Origin of the sequence: Methanovulcanius yangii (assembly GCF_018687785.1) — an archaeon.
Taxonomy (GTDB): Archaea; Halobacteriota; Methanomicrobia; order Methanomicrobiales; family Methanomicrobiaceae; genus Methanovulcanius; species Methanovulcanius yangii.
This window is the reverse complement of sequence record NZ_LTBL01000001.1, coordinates 1,666,388-1,683,868: the sequence shown is the minus strand read 5'-3', so window position 1 is coordinate 1,683,868 and position 17,481 is coordinate 1,666,388. Positions and strand designations below refer to the sequence as shown.

Sequence of the window (17,481 nt, the reverse complement as noted above, 5' to 3'; positions counted from 1 at the left end):
TCCCGCCTGGGGTGTCCGGACCGGATTTCCCTCACTTTCGCTCCCCCTGTGGGGATTTTTCAATGTCCTGCGGCGCAGGGAAGGATGGTATGGATCCTCTGCCTGCGGGCCCAAATCCCTTTGTCTTCTCGCGTCCGGTCAGCGGCAGCGCCTTTCTGGGCCAAACGGCCGAGGTGGAGGCCGCCTCCCGGGCGATAATGAGCGGTGTACCGACCATCATCTGCGGTCCTCCCCGGTCGGGGACGAGCTCGCTCGCCCTTGCCGCCTGTGCAGCGTGCGGTCCCTCGGTCTTCCCCGTCGTCCTCTCGGGTGCAGGCATCACCGGACCGGAAGGGTTGGCCCTGCGGCTGGAAGAAGCCCTCCGGAGGGCCGAAACGGGACCGGGAGCGGCGCTCGCAGCCGCCCTTGAACAGATGCCCTCCCTGTGCTTCTCACCGTGGCCCGGCGTCTCGTTCACCCTCTCCGGCGATCACCGGGCGGATATGGGGGATGCTCTCTCCCGCGTGGTCCGTGCGGCAGGCCGTCATCACCGTGCGCCGGTGCTCCTCATCGACGACGCCCATCGTCTCCTTGCCGTCCCCGGGATGGCGGCGGTAATGGGAAAAATCGCCGCCGGGGAGGACGGGACCGGGCTGATCCTTGCAGGCCGCCGCGGGATGCTGCTCCGTCGTCTCGGTGCAGAAGATTCCCCCGGAGGCGGCGGTGGCGTGATGGTCTCCCCGGCGCCTCTTCCCGAACAATCCACGGCGGATGCCCTCTGCCGCCGGGCGACCGAAGCGGGCCTGGCCTTTCCCTCGGGGGCGGCAGCGGAGGTGGTACGGGCGGTCCGGGGGCACCCGTTCTCCGTCATGCGGGTTGCCTATGCCCTCTTCGAGGAGGCACGGATGGGGCATCCCCGCGGGTCTGGTGCCGGGGACGCGGCGGTCCGTCGGGTTGTACGGGAACTTGCCCCTCTCTACAGCGGTATATGCGACGGCCTCTCCATCCACCAGGTCGGGCTCCTCTCTGCGGTGGCGGCGGGGGAGACACACCTGTACGGGAGGGAGGTCTCCGGCCGCTATGGCCTCCAGCGTACGGCGGTCGGGTCATCGCTCAGGGCGCTCTCCTCCCGTGATCTCATCGCCCGGGACGATGAGGGGAGCTGGCGGTGCACCGACCCGCTCCTTGCGCTCTGGCTGTCCGGGTCGAGGGAGGAGGAGGGTGGGCTGTTCCCGTGAGAGGCCGTTTAGTCATCTATATTGGGGGAATGCACCAATTCTTCCGTAATGAAACGCAGTTCATACGCCACGATTGCCGCGGCCCTTCTGCTCATCCTCGTCCTGTTTCCGGCCACCGTGACGGCCATTGACGGGCTTGAGGAGAACCGGAGTGTCGCGATTGAAGGAGCGGAGTCCTTAGGGGCCCTCCTCGTCCGGGACGACGGGGGAGTAGTGGCTGGCGGCGCCGATGCCGTGGGGCCGGCCCTCTGGTTCATCGGAGCCGATGGGGAGATGAGCGGGAACGGTACGGTTGGCGCCGGCAATGCGACGACCATCAGCTACCTTGCCGAGGCCAGGGACGGGAACCTTCTCCTCTTCACCGATGCCTCGGATCTTCTCAGGGTGGACGAGACAGGCACGATCATGTGGACCTGGCATCTTCCATTCGGGGAGGCAGCCGGTCTCGATTCCGACGGTGAGAGTACGTACATCGCCTCCAACTACATCCATGCCATGCTCTACAAGGTCGGGCCCGGTGGAACGGAACAGTGGAACCGGAGCTTTGCTGATACCTCAGGTGTCGGCTATGCCCGCCTGACGACGGTCAGGATGCTTGCGGACGGCGGGTTTGCTGCGGCAGGCTATGTCCAGCCGTTGGCAGACGAAACCGATCCAACCGGATTTCTCCTCCTCGGCGACGGTGAGGGAGTGACGACCGCCGAGGTTCGCTACGGCCATGAAGGCATCGGGTACATCACCTCCCTGCGTCTTCGCCCGGACGGTGGTTTTCTTGCAACAGCCATCGCAACGGACGGAGTAACGCCGCTTCTTCTCCGGCTCTCGCCCGGAGGTACTCTGGAGGAATCCATTGAATTCGGAAAACGCCTCGAAATGGCCTACTGGGCAGCGGAGGCCCCGACCGGTGGGGCATATGTGCTCGGCTATGATGCCGACGTCGTCACCGGAGAACCGCAGTACCTTCTCCTCGGCCTCGATGAGGCGGGAAGCCAGGCATGGATGCTGTGGTTCGGCGACGACCGGGTGACTGCGATTGCAAAAACCGGCGATGGGGGTATTGCTGTTGGAACCGGCACGGGAACGATTACGGTCTATCTCCCGGAGACGGCAGAAGGCGGTCATGTGGTCACCGACTGGTGGCTGATACTGTTTGGTATTTTGGCAGGCGGTATTGCATTCCTATTGATAAAACGACAAATGTAGACAAATTATGAAAAAATATCTAATATTATCTCTTTTTTACATCTCAATGAATGATCAAAACTTATTAATCTGATCAGCTGTGAATTTATTAATTATATAAGGATTTCCTGCGAATTCGTGTGTCGTAGGATGGCCCGTATGTTGGTGTGTACAAAATGTCAGTAAATCGCATAGAAGATGCCCTTCGCCGTGCCCTCGACGGTGACTTCACGGCATCGGTCAGAGCCGAAGAGATGGACCCCGAGTACCGGGGGATTGCAACCATCGCACAGGAGATCATCAGGAAACTGAAAGCAGCAAACCAGTACGAGCAGATGCTCCACGGTGTTGACGCATTCATTGAAAATTTCCCGCGGCCCATTGCCGTCCAGTCACCGGACAGGAGCTGCCTGATGCTCAATGAGAAGTACTGCGAGCTGTTGCGGGGAACAAAGGAAGACCTCAGGCACAAGCGCCTCAGTGATTTCAATATCACTGTTGCTGGCGGGGATTCGATTCATGCTGCCTTTGATACGAAGAAAAACGCCCAGACGGACCTGATATTCAACTGGGAGGACGGGTCGAAGAACTACGTCAAACTCAACCAGATTCCCGTCCTCGATGAGAAGGGGGAGATCAATGTCGTCTATTACGTCTATCTGGACGAGACCGAGATCGTTGAGGAACGCGAGGAGGTCCGCACACTCCAGAAGCGTGCAGACGCCTTCCTGAAATACAACCCGCAGGCAATCACGGTCCTTGCAGCGGACAAGCACCGCCTCGACCTGAATGACGAGTACCAGCGGGCATGGCGCGGAGGCTACGACGAGCTGATGGCCAAAAAGCTCTACGACTTCGACATCACGGTCACGGGCGGCGACGACTTCTACGCGTCGTACGAGACGAAGGAGAAGGCGGTCACCGACATGGAGATTGCCTGGGAGAACGGGGAGAAAACCTATCTGCGCCTCTTCCAGACGCCCATCCTGGATGAGAACGGTGAGATCGACGTCAACTACTACATCTATCAGGACCTCACGGAACAGCACAAGGAGATGGCGGAGATCCAGAAACTGCAGAGACGTGCAGATGCCTTTTTGCAGGAGAACCCCCAGGGGATCACCGTTCTTGCGTCCGACAAACATCGCCTTGATCTCAACAAGGAGTACCAGCGCATCTGGCGCGGCAGCTACGACGAACTGATGGCCAAAAAGCTCTACGACTTCGACATCAAGGTTGTCGGCGGCGATGACTTCTACGCCTCGTACGAGACGAAGAAGAAGGCCGTCACCGACATGGAGATCTCGTGGGGCGGCGACGAGAAGAGCTACCTGCGCCTCTTCCAGACACCCATTCTGGATGAGAACGGCGAGATCGACGTCAACTATTACATCTACCAGGATCTCACCCCTGAACGGGCGCTCTCCCAGTTCCTCGACCGGGAGATCACCCGGCAGGCGGCGAATTTGGACTCCCTTGCCCATGGTGACACGCGGGCGTTCGACCTGACAGTCGGGGAGACCAATGAATACACCGCCGAGGCGGGTGCCCTCTTCGAGGAGATGAATGCGAACCTCGCCGCCGCCCAGACGGCGATAGCGGATATGGTCGAGGACTTTATTGCGACCATGAACGCACAGAAGGGAGGGAATTCCAAGGCACGGCCTCACGCCGACCAGTTCGAGGGCGTGTACGCGGTGCTGATCAGAGGTCTCAACGACATTTTGGATACGATCTACGCTCCGGTCAATGAGTCCTACCGCGTCCTGAAACAGTATGCGGAGAAGGACTTCTCCATCCGGTTCAACGAGAACATTCAGGTCGCAGGAGACCACGACAAGCTCAAAGAGGCCATCAACCGTGTCGGAGTGAATATCGGCGATGCCCTCAGGGAGGTGAAGGTAGCCGCAGAGGGCGTCGACCTCAACATCACCGACGCCTCCCGCGGCATCGAGGAGATCACGAAGGCGATGGAGGAGGTCGCGGTCTCGAGCCAGCAGTCCTCCGAGGCATCCCACCGCCAGCTCGAGGCGGTCGAGGCGGTGGCCCGCGAGATCTCCGATCTCTCCGCCTCCATCGAGGAGATCGCCTCCACCACGCAGGAGGTACGCTCCCTCTCCGAGAACGTCTCCGAGATGGGCAACGAGGCCTCCAAACTCGGCCAGCAGGCCAACGAGAAGATGGGAGCGGTCGAGAAGATCGCAGAGGAGAGCGTCACCAAGATCGACGGGCTCAACCGGAAGATGGTGGAGATCTCCAAGATCGTCAAGCTCATCACCGACATCTCGAACCAGACGAATCTGCTTGCCCTCAACGCCGCCATCGAGGCGGCCCGTGCGGGTGAACACGGCAGGGGCTTTGCCGTGGTGGCAGGAGAGGTCAGAAACCTTGCCGCCGAGTCAAAGACGGCGACGAATTCCATCGAAGAGCTCATCGAGGGTATCCAGAAGGACTCCGCCGACACCGCCGACTCGATGAAATCGGCCTATGGCGAGATTCGTGCCGGTCTCTCCAGCGTCGACCTTGCCATTCAGTCCCTGCAGGAGATCGTGAAGGGCGCAAAGGAGGCCGCCCAGGGCGTCAGTGAAATTGCCGCCGCGACCGACGACCAGGCGAATGCCACCAACCGCGTCATGGAGAAGATGGAGGAGACGACGGATCTCACGAAGGAGAACCTGCGCCGGGTGGACGACGTTGCCGCCCTCACCGAGGAGGTCGCCGCCTCTGCCGAGGAGGTGGGAAGCGGCGCCCAGGAGGTCAGCCAGATGTCCGAGCGGCTCCGTGACCTGGTCAGTGTCTTCAGGGTGGAGTGATTGGGGATTTTCATGGTTACGGATGTAGTGGAATTCCAGATCGGCGGCGGCTACTATGCCATCGATGTACGGATTGCCCGCGAGATCGTGGAGATGATGAGCATCACCCCGATCCCCCGGGCTCCTTCCTATATCTCCGGGGTGATCAACCTCCGTGGTGAGGTCACGAATATCATCAATATCAGGGAATTCATCGGGATTCCCGATGCTGAAGGGGAGAACGCCCGGAAGATCATCGTTCTCATGCCCGAGGCGACCGGCGGGTCGAGTGTGGGCATCATCGTCGACGACGTGAAGAGCGTCATGCAGATCTCCCCCGACTGTGTCGAGGAACTGGGCGATGGGCTCTCCTCCGACATCACCTGCTATGTCAAAGGCATCATCAAGATTCCCGAAGGGGACGGGGAGGAGTCGACCCGCCTCATCATCTGGATTGACATGGAAAAGGTCATCACGGACATCCTGAATAACTGAAAGGTTCCCTTTTTTTTCGCTATCGGGCAGAAGCGTCCGGTATTCACAGGGAACCGCCGGCCGGGAAGATGAAGATCAGAGCGGTAATCGTATCTCTTCATGAATGGATTGGTACCTATGCAGAACCCTGATGCAGGCAGGTATGCGGTTGCCTCGTTTTCCGGCGGCTCCTTCTGGGACCTCGAGGCGGCATTTCGACGGGTGGAAGGCGTCGTCTCCACCGGGGCCGGGTACAGCGGCGGGACGACGGAGAGCCCCTCATATTCGGAGGTATCCGAGGGAGGGAGCGGTCATGCGGAGACGGTCGTCGTCGGATTCGACCCTGCAGTTGTCTCCTATCGCGACCTCCTGGAGGTCTTCTTTTCCGCCCATGACCCGACGGGGTGGGAGTATGAGGAGATCGCCCCCGGTGGACAGTACCGCCCGGTCATCTGGTTTCATTCCCCGGAACAGAAGGAAGAGGCGGAGGCATTCTGTGCCGAAATGGACTCTTCCGGCATATATGACCCCCCGGTGGTGACCGCCGTCGAACCGGCCGGGGATTTCTGGCCGGCAGAGGAACAGCACCAGCACTACTACGAAAGGCTCGCCTCCTACTTCGCCGTCCGGCAGTGGCAGGGGTGAGGGCGGCCGGATAGTCCGGGCGCTGTCCCGGGTTCCGGAATCCCGGGATGACAACCGTTCTTTTTTTGGTTATTCTGAACCGGTAATCAGAACCGTTCAAAAGCTCCTCTCTTCGAATGAGCCGTGCCGCTCGCCCGCCTTTTGTATCAGGAGCACTCCTGCCGGGAGAAGCAGGATACCCGCCGCCGCATACCACGGGGAGGGGATGGAGAGGAAGATGAGGAGAAGCACGAACGGGGCAATCGCCGCAACATAGAGGAGAAAGGTCCGGGCGTCATAGAGCATCACGTTCGGCGACAGTCCGCAGAGATAGACGGTGACTCCCACCGCATAGAGGGAGAGCCCCGCAAAGGCTGCAAGGGCGGGGATGAGAAGGAAAGCGTCGCCGAAAAAGGGGACCGCCACCAGGAGAAAGACGACAGGAATGATATTGAGGATGAGATAGCTCTCCAGCTTCGCCCGGATGACCTGACCTGTCGTTACCGGCAGGAATGCGTAGGAGGTGAAGAGATCGTATTCGGTCAGCCAGTTATAGATGGTCGAGGTGAAGACGCCGAGGAGAACGGCAAAGATGATGCCGGGTGCAAGGCCGGGAATGAAGTACTGGAGGATGGTCAGCATCAGCCAGATGATGCCTACGGGAAAGAGAAACGAGAAGACGATCTTTCCCATTCCGCCGTCGCTTCTCCGCAGGTCAATGAAGTCCTTTGCCACGAAATGGGGAGCGGAGGTCATCCCGAAGGTCCGCGAGAGCGCGGGAAGGCGGCAGGGATACCGCCGGTCGGACTCCGGGAAGTCGATGTTGACAAAGGCGATGGAAAGGCCGGCAAGGAGGAGGATGAGGACCACGCTCAGTGCCGCCGGCATGAGGGACGGAGCGGCATAGAAGGCCAGGGGGAAGAAGACCTCCGCAAGTGACCAGCCGCCTGCAACGAAGAGGACGATGACGATCACCAGCAGGCCGAGGATCGTCGCAAGGGCCCGCGGGGACCAGGCATACACGGTCGAGAGGAAAAAGGCAAGGGCAATCCCCATGAAGAATGACAGGCCGAGGCTCACAAGAAGGAGTGGGGCTGCGACAGGAGGAATCTCCGGTACAACGAGCGAACCGACGGCGATACCTGCAACGGCAGGGAGCACCCAGAAGACGAAGTAGTAGAGGCAGTCCTTCAGTATGAACGCCGCGATGATGGCGCGTTCGGAGATGGGGAGGCTCCGGGAGGAGTAGGCAAGCAGGCTTGCCTGACCGAAGCGCCGGTTCATCACCTCCCGCCCGAGAAGACCGAAGGATCCGACCGATATGCCTGCGATGAGGTAGAAGATGTGAGGGGCGGTACTGACGGTACCCGGGGGCATGACGGCAAGAAAGACCGGCACGGCGAGGGAGGCAACAGCAGCCATGACCGTCAGGACAACGGGAAAGAGCAGAAACCCGCGGCTCCCGAACATCGTGGAGTGCATGCGCCACTCCTCTTTGAGCATGGCGGAGAAGAGCGTTCCGAAGGCCATCTGTCTCACTCCCCGCTGCCGCTGACGAGACTGAGGAAGAACCCTTCCAGATCCTCGTGGCGGTCCCTGAGCTCGGCGGGGCTGCCGGTGAAGAGGATGTCCCCCCGGTTCAGGATGGCAATGCCGGTGCAGATCTCCTCGGCAATGGCAAGAATATGCGTGGAGAGAAAGACCGTATTACCTGCACTGACATAGTCCATCAGGAAGTCCTTCACGCGCCTCTGCATCACCGGGTCGAGGTTGATCAGGGGCTCGTCGATGAGGGCGAGCGGCGGACGGTGAAGAAAGGCCTGGGCCACCATCAGTTTCTGGCGTGTTCCGCGGGAGAGGTCCTTGCAGAGCCTCGTGCGGGCATCGTCGAAGTCCAGGAATGAAAACCACCAGTCGCACTGTTCCTCGATATCCCCGACGTGGCGAATCTCGCCGACGAACCGGAGGTACTCTTCGGCGGTGAGAAACGAGGGGGGCGTCTCCTGTTCGGGGATGATGCCGATCTCCGTCCGTGCCTCGACAGGGGAGGCCGCCGCATCGATACCCATCACCCGGATGGACCCGGAGGTCGGCGGCACCTGCCCGGTGAGGAGCCTAATGATGGTGGTCTTCCCCGAGCCGTTCGGACCGAGGAGACCGAAGAGTTCTCCGCGCCTGATGGCAAGATCGACCCCCCGTACCGCAACGACGTCGCCGTAGTCTTTTCTCAGTTTCCGGGCCTCGATGACAAAATCCTGTTCTTCGCCGTCCATCTCCAAAATCTCCAGCCGGTGTCGGCTCTGATGGAAGAAACGTATTAATCTTATGATATAAATACCTGTGAAAAGAGAGATTTATGCGTAAATGCGGCCGATTTCCCGGTCTGCGGCATCTCTGAGGAGAAAGGTCCGATGATCCCCGTTCTGTTTGTTGTGCGAGACATGAAAATGTGCGAGAGGGCGCACCATTTTCTCTCGAAATCCGGGGAATTCAGGGTTGATTTCGCCTTCTCTGCACCAGATGCACTCGGCATGCTGGAAGAGACGGTGTATGGAGTTGTCATCGCGGATTACCTCGTGCCAGGCTTAAACGGCGAGAGCTTTCTCGAGACATTCCGGGGGCGGGGGTATGCGACGCCGATCATCGTCGTCGGGCAGGATGCGGAAGGGATCGTGGTGGATGCGATCAACAAGGGGGCGGACTACTTCCTTCACAGCCCGGTCGATTCCTTCCAGTTCTACGCCGAAATGAACCACCTCCTCAAAAAGGCCCTGAGCCAGCAGTCGACAGAGGAGTCACTCCGGAAGACGCGGGAACAGATGCGGACGATCGAGCAGCAGGCAGAGGGGCTGGAGTCGTCGCTGCAGGAGAAGGACATCCTGATAAAAGAGGTCCACCACCGTGTCAAGAACAACCTCCAGCTTATCTCCTCCATCCTGAAGATGCATTACTACCGGACGGATGACGCGGAGACGAAGGAGATCCTGGAGAACTGCCGCAACCGGATCTTCTCGATGGCGACGATCCACGAGCATCTCTACCGCTCGGATAACCTTGCTGCGGTGCGGATGGCGGACTATATCCCACGACTCGCGGCGAACCTCTCGTCGCAGCGTCCGGACGACCTCCACGGGGTGGAGATCCTCACCCGCTGCGACCCGGACATCACGCTGGATATCGATACCTGCATCCCCTGCGGGATCATCATCAACGAACTGATAACAAACGCCCTCAAATACGGCTACGGGCCGGGGAGACGCGGGGAGATAGTGGTCAGTCTTCATCATGCCCCGCACCGGCCGGGCTTCCTGCGTCTCGAGGTGACGAACGACGGCGCAGTCCCGGAAGAGGCTCTCGATCTCGAATCGGCCACGACGCTCGGCATGCAGCTCGTCTCCAGCCTGACGGCACAGATCGACGGCGAGGCCGAGGTGCGGCAGAATGGCAGTCTTACGATCGCCATCCTCTTTCCCGATCCCTCTGCCCGGAAAAATCCTGCCGAATTTTAGTCTTTGTTCCCTTGATCCCTTCTGATTTGGCGGCATGCGCCGGGTTCAAGTACGAAGGGATTTGTTATCCCGCGAAGAATCCTCTGTAACGTCTCCTTCGGGAGTATATGGAGCACCGTCCATGGGATTTATCCACGACCGCATCATCGCACGCCTGCCGCCGCATTGTGCGGAACGCCTCTTCTTCCTCGGTCCCGGTCTCATCCTTGCCATCGAGGCCTCGGGTGAATCGGGAATCACCGAGGTGATGCGGGCGGGTGCCGAGTTCGGGTATGCCCTCCTGTGGGTGATCCTGCTTGCCCTCGTCTTCAAGTTCGCCTTCGTCCAGGGCATCGCCCGCTTCACGGTCGCCCGGGGGGAGCAGATCTTCAGCGGCCTGCGGCAGATCCCCGGACCAAGGGACTGGGAGGTCTGGTTCATCTCCCTCCTCTACTTCTTCGAGATGCTCGGGTTCGGGGCAATCGCCTTGATAGCGGGATATATGGTAAATTTCGTCATCCCGGGAATTCCGATGACGCTGACGGCGTTTGCCATCCTCGCTCTTGCCCTCCTCGTCCTCTGGAAGGAGTCCTATGAACGGCTCGAACACATGGTCATCGCGATTGCGGTTCTCCTCTTCCTTGCGCTCGGTTATGCCCTTCTCTCCCTTCCGTTTCCGGGCGAGGCGATCCTTGCGGGACTTGTTCCCGCCATCCCCGAGAAGGGGCTTTTGGAGACGATGGCCCTTCTGGGGGCGATCGGTTCCGGCCTCAACCTTCTCCTCTACTCCGTCTGGCTGCACGAGAAGATCGGGGATCGTCACGGGGAGAATTACTTCCACCGGCACATGAAGAGCATCAACCTCGATCTCGTCCTCGCGTTCTTCATCATCGCCGTTGTCTCGTTCATATTTCTCTCCCTCGGGGAGGTCGCCTACGTGATCGAGGAGTTCGCCTCTCTTCCGTTCGGTCAGGCGATCGCCGAGGCGGTGCACCAGGTGCTCGACACCGTCCCCGGCGGTGCGGCATTCTTCCTCATCACCTCCGTCCTCGTCCTCGTCGGGGCGGTCATCTCGGGGATGGACGGCCGTGCCCGGGCGATCGCCTCCGTTCTCGCCTCGACTGGCAGGAGCTCCCACGATGAGCGGACCATTTACCGTTGTGTTTTGGCCGGGTTTGCGGTTCTCATCATGGTGGGTATCCTGATGGAGGACGCACCCGACCTCATCAGTCTCGTCTCCGCCACCGGTGCGGTGATGTTCGGGGTGCTCGGGTTCATGGTGATCTATATCGACCGCCGGCTGCCGACCTATGCCCGCGGCTCCCCAGTCTGGCTGCTGGTGATGGGTGCGGGCAGTGTCCTCTACCTCTATATCGCCGCGATGAGCGAACGGGCCATCCTTGACCTCGGCATCCCACTCGCAGAACGCATTGCGGTCGTCATTCTCATCCTCTATGCGGTCTCCCGGACCGACCTCTTCGAGCGTCTGATGACAGGGGGGACGACGGTGGAGGACGTGGGCTGGGTCGTTCTCATCTTCGGAGGGCTCTCCATCTACGGGACGATGCGAGGTCTCCCGTATGACGATCTCCTGGTGAACTTCGCAGAACTCGGGCCGATGATCGCAGGCATTCTGGCAGGCCCCGTGGTGGGCGGTCTTGCCGGCATCATCGGCGGCGTCTACCGGTATGCCGACGGCGGATGGACCGCTCTAGCCTCCGCGATTGCCCCCGTCGCTGCCGGCGTGATTGCCGGCCTCTATGCCCGGTTCAGGGACAAAAAGATCGGCTACCTCGGTATGGTTCTGCTGGCCTTTGTGGTGGAGGCCGTCCATGTCTTCCTCCTCATCCCGCTCTTCTCCTCGCCGACGCCGGCGGAGATGGCGGAGGCCGCCTGGGCGATGTTTCTCCCGATGGCCATCGCGAATGCCTTCGGGCTCATCCTCTTCCGCTACATCCTGCGGGAACGCGGCCGGACCATGATGGAGCATGAGGCGTACCTGCGCCTCATGGAGGGGAGGGAATAGGAGGAGAGCGGGCGTGGGACCGGGCCTTCCTGAAGAAGGAGAACGAGTTCCGGGATGATCAGGACAAGGCAGGGGAAGCTGTTTTTACCGCAATCACCCTGCCCTGTGCCTGGTCACTCCCGGCGAAAGACGGCGTCGATGACTTCCCGGGGGTAGTCTTTGCCGCGGATGCGCATCACCCACCCGCGGGATTCGAGGGAGATGAGCCGGGCGGGGGCGAAGAGAGCTTCCAGTTCGTCCGGAGTAAAGTAGTGGGTATAGATGCCGGTCCCCCGCCGGAAGGTCATCGACTCCGTCTCGGTTCCCTTTCCGCAGCGAAAGTCCCCTGTCGAAAATTCCCGGACGAAGAGGACCCCGCCGGAAGCTAGGACCCGCAGCGCCTCTGCCGCAAGCACCGCCCTGCCCGCGGCGGTGAGGTGGCCGGTGATATGGTAGGCGATGACGGCGAAGAATGTCCCGTCCCGGAAGGGGAGGTTTCGGGCGTCGGCCTGGCAGAACGTCGCCTGCGGCACCGCGGCCCGGGCGAGGGCGAGGGCGTGGCGGGAGATGTCGATGCCGGTGATGCGTCGGGCGTCACCTTCGACCGCGGCGATGGTCTTCGCGTTGCCGCAGCCGAGTTCGAGGATACTGCCTTCCGGCGGCAGCGGAGGGATGCCCGTCACCCCGCCGGTCCAGAGACGCCCGCGTTGCCGGTAGTTCTCGTCCCATTCTTCGCTGCCGGACATTCTAGGAAATGTGCGCATCGCAGCCGGATATAGGTTGCCGGAATGGCATGCCCTATGATTTATCTGTTCTGCCGTCTCATCTCCGGCAGAAGTTCCATGACCGAAGACGAGGCATACCGGAAAGCAAAGAAGCGGGTCGAAGAGATACGCGGGTTTTATCTGGCCCTTGCCGCCTACCTCCTGGTGAACGCTTTTCTCGCGGTGATCAACTACCTCTTCACCCCCGGCTTCTGGTGGGTCCTCTTCGTCGCCTTTTTCTGGGGAATCGGCATTATCGTTCAGGCCTACCGGGTCTTCGCGAAGAACCGGTTTCTCGGGGAGGAATGGGAGGAGCGCAAGATCCGGGAGATCATGGAGAAGGAGAAGAAGTAGAACACGTTCGCCGGGTATTCCGCGAAAAGCTTGTTTTTTAGGATGATTTTTTTTGAAACCCTTGATGGTGAGCGGTGCGATGGTCGGGATATCGCTCTTTTTTATCCGGGATTCCACCGGCCGGTGATCAGGTTTTCCGCCGCCATGCCCTGTACCGGTAACCCATCTCCCCGCCGAGGGCACCGCCCGCGGCCGCCATCAGGATATCGAAGACGGAGAGGATGAGAAGGACAAACGTGGTCCCCAGGCCGATGACGAACCCAAGCACGCCGAGGACGAGGGTCCCGCCAACGAGGACGATAAAGCCGAAGACGGCAGCTGCGATGATACCGGTGAGAAGACCGACCTTCACGCCGTCGTACCAGTCTCCCGGCACCATCGCGCCGGCAACGATACCGCCGATAACCCCCCAGAGGAGGGTGTATGCCGGAAAGGCGATGCTCAGGATGACGATCAGGAGAAAGCCCGTCACAATCGGGGGGATGACCTGCATGGTCGTTCAGGTAGGTGGTGATGGTGTTAAAGGTTGTGGCGGCAGCCGGAAGTCCGCCGGTTCCGGTCGCAGGGTGGCTGACGCAAAGATATAAGCGCCCGTCCTTCACATACTGGGCGAAACCGGGTGATAGTGCCGGATGTGGGAATGATGGTGATGGAAGGAAGAACGGAAGACACGGAAGGAAAGAAGATGCCGGCGGTGGCGGGAACGGCCGCTGTCCCGGGCGAGCGATCACGGGAACTGGAGAAGCGGGGCCTGTGGTACCATGTCGTCCTCTTTATCGGTGTGTCGATGGTCTTCATTGCGGTAAATCTCCTCTTCACCCCGACACTCCTCTGGGTCGTTCCCGTAACCATCCTCTGGGGGTTCTTCCTCATGTGGCATGCCTGGCAGGTATACGGGGATGGGCGGACATAAATACCCGAATAATTTGTAACAACGCCGGGCCTCGGCTCTCTCATTTCAGGAGCAGTACCTCAAAATACCGTGAATAAAAGAAGAGGAGAGATTATCTTCGCCGCCGGAGGAGCAGGGCAGCGGTGCCAATGCCGAACGGAGTCACTGCCAGGGCGAAGGGGGTTTTCGTGGGAGTTCCGGCCATCTCTGACGGGACAGAGACGACGGGCGTGGGGGTCGGTTCCCCTGCGTCACTGTCATCGCCGTCCGAATCTTCCTCTTTTGGTTCTTCATCCGGCGCCTGTTCCGTTGCGATGGCCTCGGGGGTCTTTGATGGCAGGGGTGACGGCGTCACCGGCGGAAAGTCGAAGCTGTCGGAGTCGGTCTCCGGGGGAGGAATGGGGGTCGGCACGACGGCGCCGGTGAGGGGGGAAACGTAGGTGCCTGCGAATGTCAGATCGAGGCCGGTCAGGGAGATGGTGCCATTCGGGATGTCCCGCACTCCGCCACCTGGCCAGTAGGTCCACGCCCCGCCGGTGGAGGTCCATATGGCGTCATCGTCGCCAGCGGAGAGTCCCGGCACCGTAAAGGTCAGGGGAGTAGTCAGGGAATACTCCAGGCTGGGGTCCGTTGCGGCGACCAGAACGAACTGGGTCGAGGATGCCCCGGCGGGAAGCGCAGGGACGTCGGAGGCCGCCCTGCCGCTCATCATCAGGCCATGGGTAGAGGGGCTGAAGCCAGGGGACACCGTGGTTTCGGGCAGGGTCGAGAGGTCTTCGATGGTGATATCGCCCATGCTGGCCACCGGGGTTACCCAGAGATCCCAGAGCGAATTGTCCTGTGCGGTGCAGTCGCGGATGGCGATATGTTCACACCCGGACATGTCATACACGGCATCGTAATAGTAGCTGTTATTGCGATCCATGAACTGTTCCGCATCGTAGGTGATCTCTGCCATGCCAGCGATATTTCCGCCCAACATGATGCCGAACGGGTTCTCGTTTGCGGTGCTGTCCGTCACCACGACACCGGAGGCTTCCCTGTCAAACATCATGCCGGCAAAGGTGTTTGTGGAGGTGGAAAGATTCGTAAAGACCCCTCCGCTGCAGGAGAAGAGGACTCCTATAAGATTACCCGATGCAGAGATGGTTTCCGCCGTTATTCCGATGGCTTCCCGGTACGCACTCTGGATATAGAACCCCGGCCCCTGGTTGCCGTCTGCGCTGATCCGATCGATGGTTCCGGCAGGCGTTCCCGGAATGTCAAGCCAGATACCCGCGGTCTCGGTAAATGATGTGTCCGCCGGCTTTGAGAGGCCGTTTTCATTTGCCGTCACATCCTGCAGGGTGAGGCTCGAACCTTCTGTATAGACTGCGATGCCGCTCTTGTCATTTGCCGAGGCGGTGACACCGGAGAGGAGCAGCGATCCTTCAATAGATCCGATCTCGATGCCATGGGAGGTTGCCGAATCCATAGCCGTGACTGTCCGGACGGTGGTCTCATCATGCATATTCCCCAGCCAGATATTCTGGAGGCTGTTGCCGGTTGCGGTGACATTGTCCAGAGTGACCGGTGCCGTACTGGAACCTACCCCGATGCCCTTGCCGGCGGCGGACCCTGTGGCGGTAATGTCGGTGAGGATGGTTTCGGCCATACCACTGCGACCGACCTCATCGAGCTTGATGTTCTCATAATGGTTGCGCTCTGCCGTCACATTGGTCAGGGTCAGGAGGCCCCGACATTCATGAATAGTGATACCATATCCAGCGATTGCATCCGAGGCCGTCACATTGGCAAGGGTGGTCGTTGCCGGGACGGAGGTATTGTCGAGGCCGCAGTATTCGACGGAGGCTCCGTTTCCCCGGTTGCCACTGAGGTTTGCATCCCTGATGACGAGTGGCCCGCGGCAGATGGAGATGTAAAGGCCGTTGCCGCCGTGCGAGCCCGTGCTTATGAGGTCGGAGAACGTGAAGGTGTGATACCTGTCAGGACTGCCTGCATTCATGATGCGGATGTTCGATAGGCTGTTGCCGGTAGTGGTCACATGTTCAAAGCTGACCGGCAGGGTTGCGAATTCGATGGCGATTCCCTCCCCGGCCAGTGCCCCTGATGCGGTGACGGATCGCAGGGTGGCGGTATCCGTCAGTGGACTGCCGGAAAGAGTGTCCACGGCAATGTTCGGCCCGGTGATGCTGCCGGTGGCGCTGATATCGGTTAGTAGATGGGTTCCTGATACCTCCCCGATATGGATGGCGCTGACATCAAACCCGTCGGCGCTCACATTGTGAAGGGTGACATTGCGGGCGATAGCGATGTTTATGCCATAATCCGTGCTTACATCGTTCTCCAGTGCAAAACCCCCGAATGACGGGCTCGTGTTGGTGAAGGAGACAAGTGCAGATGCCGTCCCGGATGAATCATGGAGGATGGGCAGGGTATCCCCCGACGGCGTTCCGGTGATTTCGAGATCCTTGTCCGCAACGGTGACAGCTTCGTCGTAGCTGCCGTATTCCACTGTGATGGTATCGCCGGTGGCTGCGGCGTCGATGGCGCCCTGGATGGGAGTGGCGCTGGCATAGGATGGACCGGACGGAAGCTCCCGGTAGTGGGTGGTGTTTACGCCCCAGTCGGTGGCGGCGGCGGGTGCTGCCGTACCGAGTATGAGGAGAAGGATTGCGATACCAATACAGGTGGAAAACAGGTGGCGGGTCATGATGAAAGGCTCCTGTTTCGTCTGGTTCACCTGAGAGATGATAAGCGCTCTTCAGAAATAGGATCCATAAATAAGCGGCGTATGATGTCTAATATAAATAAAACACCATTTTGAGATATTTCAAGAAAAAAATTGATTAAATGGAAATCAAATGTATTTTTGGATATAGAATGAACCTGGATGAAGATTCGGTGTGGAAATAAGGAAGATCGGCCATTCTCCGGATCTGCGGGTCAGTGAATTCGGTGTCCGCGTTGGTGGCCATTTCCCAAGCCCCTCGTACTCTTTTGTCCTGCCCCCGTTACCGATAAATACCACGCCCGGCATATCTGCGGGAAGTGAATCCGCCATGAAGGTTGTCGCATTCAACGGGAGCCCCCGCAAGAAGGGGAATACCTACCATCTCCTCCGGGCCGCCTGTGACGAGCTCGAACAGGAGGGCATCGAGACCGAGATCATCCATATCGGGGCGACGAAGGTGAACGGCTGCATCGCCTGCAACCGCTGCTTCGAGACGAAGGATCGCCGCTGCATCCTCGACGACGACCCGATGAACGAGTGGATGGCGAAGATGTTTGCGGCCGACGGCATCCTCATCGGAAGCCCAACCTACTTCGCGGACGTCTCGACCGCAACCAAGGCCCTCATCGACCGTGCCGGGTATGTGGGGCTTGCAAACGACGGCCTCCTCCGGAGAAAGGCGGGTGCCGCCGTCGTCGCGGTGCGCCGTGCCGGGGCCATCCATGCCTATGACACGATCAACCACCTCTTCGGGATCTCCGAGATGGTGACGGTGGGCTCCACCTACTGGAACCTCGGCGTCGGCCTCGCCCCGGGGGATGTGGACGACGACGAGGAGGGGATCGTCACGATGGAAAACCTCGGCCGAAACATGGCCTGGCTCTTAAAGAAGATACAGGAATAACTCTTTTTTACCCGCCCCGATGGGGCCGGTGTTCTCCGGGCCCCCTCTCCG

15 protein-coding genes are annotated in these 17,481 nt (G+C 60.1%); 10 read left to right on the top strand and 5 right to left on the bottom strand.

Annotation, left to right across the window (positions count from 1 at the left end; translation table 11 throughout):
- Nucleotides 1–89 precede the first annotated feature (89 nt).
- The 5 genes from AZH53_RS08515 to msrA all read left to right on the top strand — a co-directional run bounded on the left by AZH53_RS08515 (nucleotide 90) and on the right by msrA (nucleotide 6,310).
- Nucleotides 90–1,217, top strand: coding sequence for a hypothetical protein (locus AZH53_RS08515; RefSeq protein WP_319643088.1), 1,128 nt, complete (start codon nucleotides 90–92; stop codon nucleotides 1,215–1,217).
- A gap of 48 nt (nucleotides 1,218–1,265) precedes the next feature.
- Nucleotides 1,266–2,420: a hypothetical protein gene (locus tag AZH53_RS08510; protein ID WP_319643087.1), complete on the top strand. Its 1,155-nt coding sequence runs from the start codon at nucleotides 1,266–1,268 to the stop codon at nucleotides 2,418–2,420.
- Nucleotides 2,421–2,575: 155 nt separating this feature from the next.
- Nucleotides 2,576–5,212, top strand: coding sequence for a methyl-accepting chemotaxis protein (locus AZH53_RS08505; protein ID WP_319643086.1), 2,637 nt, complete (start codon nucleotides 2,576–2,578; stop codon nucleotides 5,210–5,212).
- Nucleotides 5,213–5,224: 12 nt separating this feature from the next.
- Entirely contained in the window at nucleotides 5,225–5,686 is a 462-nt protein-coding gene (locus AZH53_RS08500) for a chemotaxis protein CheW (RefSeq protein ID WP_319643085.1), read from the top strand.
- A gap of 117 nt (nucleotides 5,687–5,803) precedes the next feature.
- Nucleotides 5,804–6,310 carry a peptide-methionine (S)-S-oxide reductase MsrA gene (gene msrA / locus AZH53_RS08495; protein WP_319643084.1) on the top strand — a complete coding sequence of 169 codons (507 nt, stop codon included), beginning with the start codon at nucleotides 5,804–5,806 and terminating at the stop codon, nucleotides 6,308–6,310.
- Between the two features lie 96 nt (nucleotides 6,311–6,406).
- Here the strand turns inward: msrA and AZH53_RS08490 are convergent, their stop codons facing one another.
- The gene (locus AZH53_RS08490; protein ID WP_319643083.1) at nucleotides 6,407–7,819 is read right to left on the bottom strand and encodes a hypothetical protein; all 1,413 of its coding nucleotides are present in this window, start codon (nucleotides 7,817–7,819) and stop codon (nucleotides 6,407–6,409) included.
- A gap of 5 nt (nucleotides 7,820–7,824) precedes the next feature.
- Complete coding sequence (locus AZH53_RS08485) at nucleotides 7,825–8,562, bottom strand: ABC transporter ATP-binding protein (protein ID WP_319643082.1); 738 nt, start codon at nucleotides 8,560–8,562, stop codon at nucleotides 7,825–7,827.
- 138 nt (nucleotides 8,563–8,700) lie between these two features.
- Between AZH53_RS08485 and AZH53_RS08480 the strand changes: the two genes are divergently transcribed.
- A complete protein-coding gene (locus tag AZH53_RS08480; RefSeq protein WP_319643081.1) occupies nucleotides 8,701–9,798 on the top strand; it encodes a sensor histidine kinase in 1,098 nt (365 codons plus the stop codon).
- Between the two features lie 121 nt (nucleotides 9,799–9,919).
- Nucleotides 9,920–11,803 (top strand): Nramp family divalent metal transporter, encoded by a 1,884-nt coding sequence (locus AZH53_RS08475; RefSeq protein WP_319643080.1) that lies wholly within the window; start codon nucleotides 9,920–9,922, stop codon nucleotides 11,801–11,803.
- Nucleotides 11,804–11,916: 113 nt separating this feature from the next.
- On the opposite strand, the gene AZH53_RS08470 is transcribed toward AZH53_RS08475, so the two are convergent.
- Entirely contained in the window at nucleotides 11,917–12,528 is a 612-nt protein-coding gene (locus AZH53_RS08470; RefSeq protein ID WP_319643079.1) for a class I SAM-dependent methyltransferase, read from the bottom strand.
- 42 nt (nucleotides 12,529–12,570) lie between these two features.
- Here AZH53_RS08470 and AZH53_RS08465 point away from each other — a divergent pair, with 42 nt between their 5' ends.
- A complete protein-coding gene (locus AZH53_RS08465; RefSeq protein WP_319643078.1) occupies nucleotides 12,571–12,900 on the top strand; it encodes a 2TM domain-containing protein in 330 nt (109 codons plus the stop codon).
- A 127-nt stretch (nucleotides 12,901–13,027) separates the two neighbouring features.
- Here AZH53_RS08465 and AZH53_RS08460 read toward each other — a convergent pair whose 3' ends face one another.
- Nucleotides 13,028–13,393 (bottom strand): DUF5518 domain-containing protein, encoded by a 366-nt coding sequence (locus AZH53_RS08460; protein ID WP_319643077.1) that lies wholly within the window; start codon nucleotides 13,391–13,393, stop codon nucleotides 13,028–13,030.
- 156 nt (nucleotides 13,394–13,549) lie between these two features.
- On the opposite strand from AZH53_RS08460, the gene AZH53_RS08455 reads away from it, so the two are divergent.
- Nucleotides 13,550–13,813 carry a 2TM domain-containing protein gene (locus AZH53_RS08455; RefSeq protein ID WP_319643076.1) on the top strand — a complete coding sequence of 88 codons (264 nt, stop codon included), beginning with the start codon at nucleotides 13,550–13,552 and terminating at the stop codon, nucleotides 13,811–13,813.
- A gap of 91 nt (nucleotides 13,814–13,904) precedes the next feature.
- Here the strand turns inward: AZH53_RS08455 and AZH53_RS08450 are convergent, their stop codons facing one another.
- Complete coding sequence (locus AZH53_RS08450; protein WP_319643075.1) at nucleotides 13,905–16,535, bottom strand: hypothetical protein; 2,631 nt, start codon at nucleotides 16,533–16,535, stop codon at nucleotides 13,905–13,907.
- A gap of 319 nt (nucleotides 16,536–16,854) precedes the next feature.
- Here AZH53_RS08450 and AZH53_RS08445 point away from each other — a divergent pair, with 319 nt between their 5' ends.
- Nucleotides 16,855–17,430, top strand: coding sequence for a flavodoxin family protein (locus tag AZH53_RS08445; protein ID WP_319643074.1), 576 nt, complete (start codon nucleotides 16,855–16,857; stop codon nucleotides 17,428–17,430).
- Nucleotides 17,431–17,481: the final 51 nt, after the last annotated feature.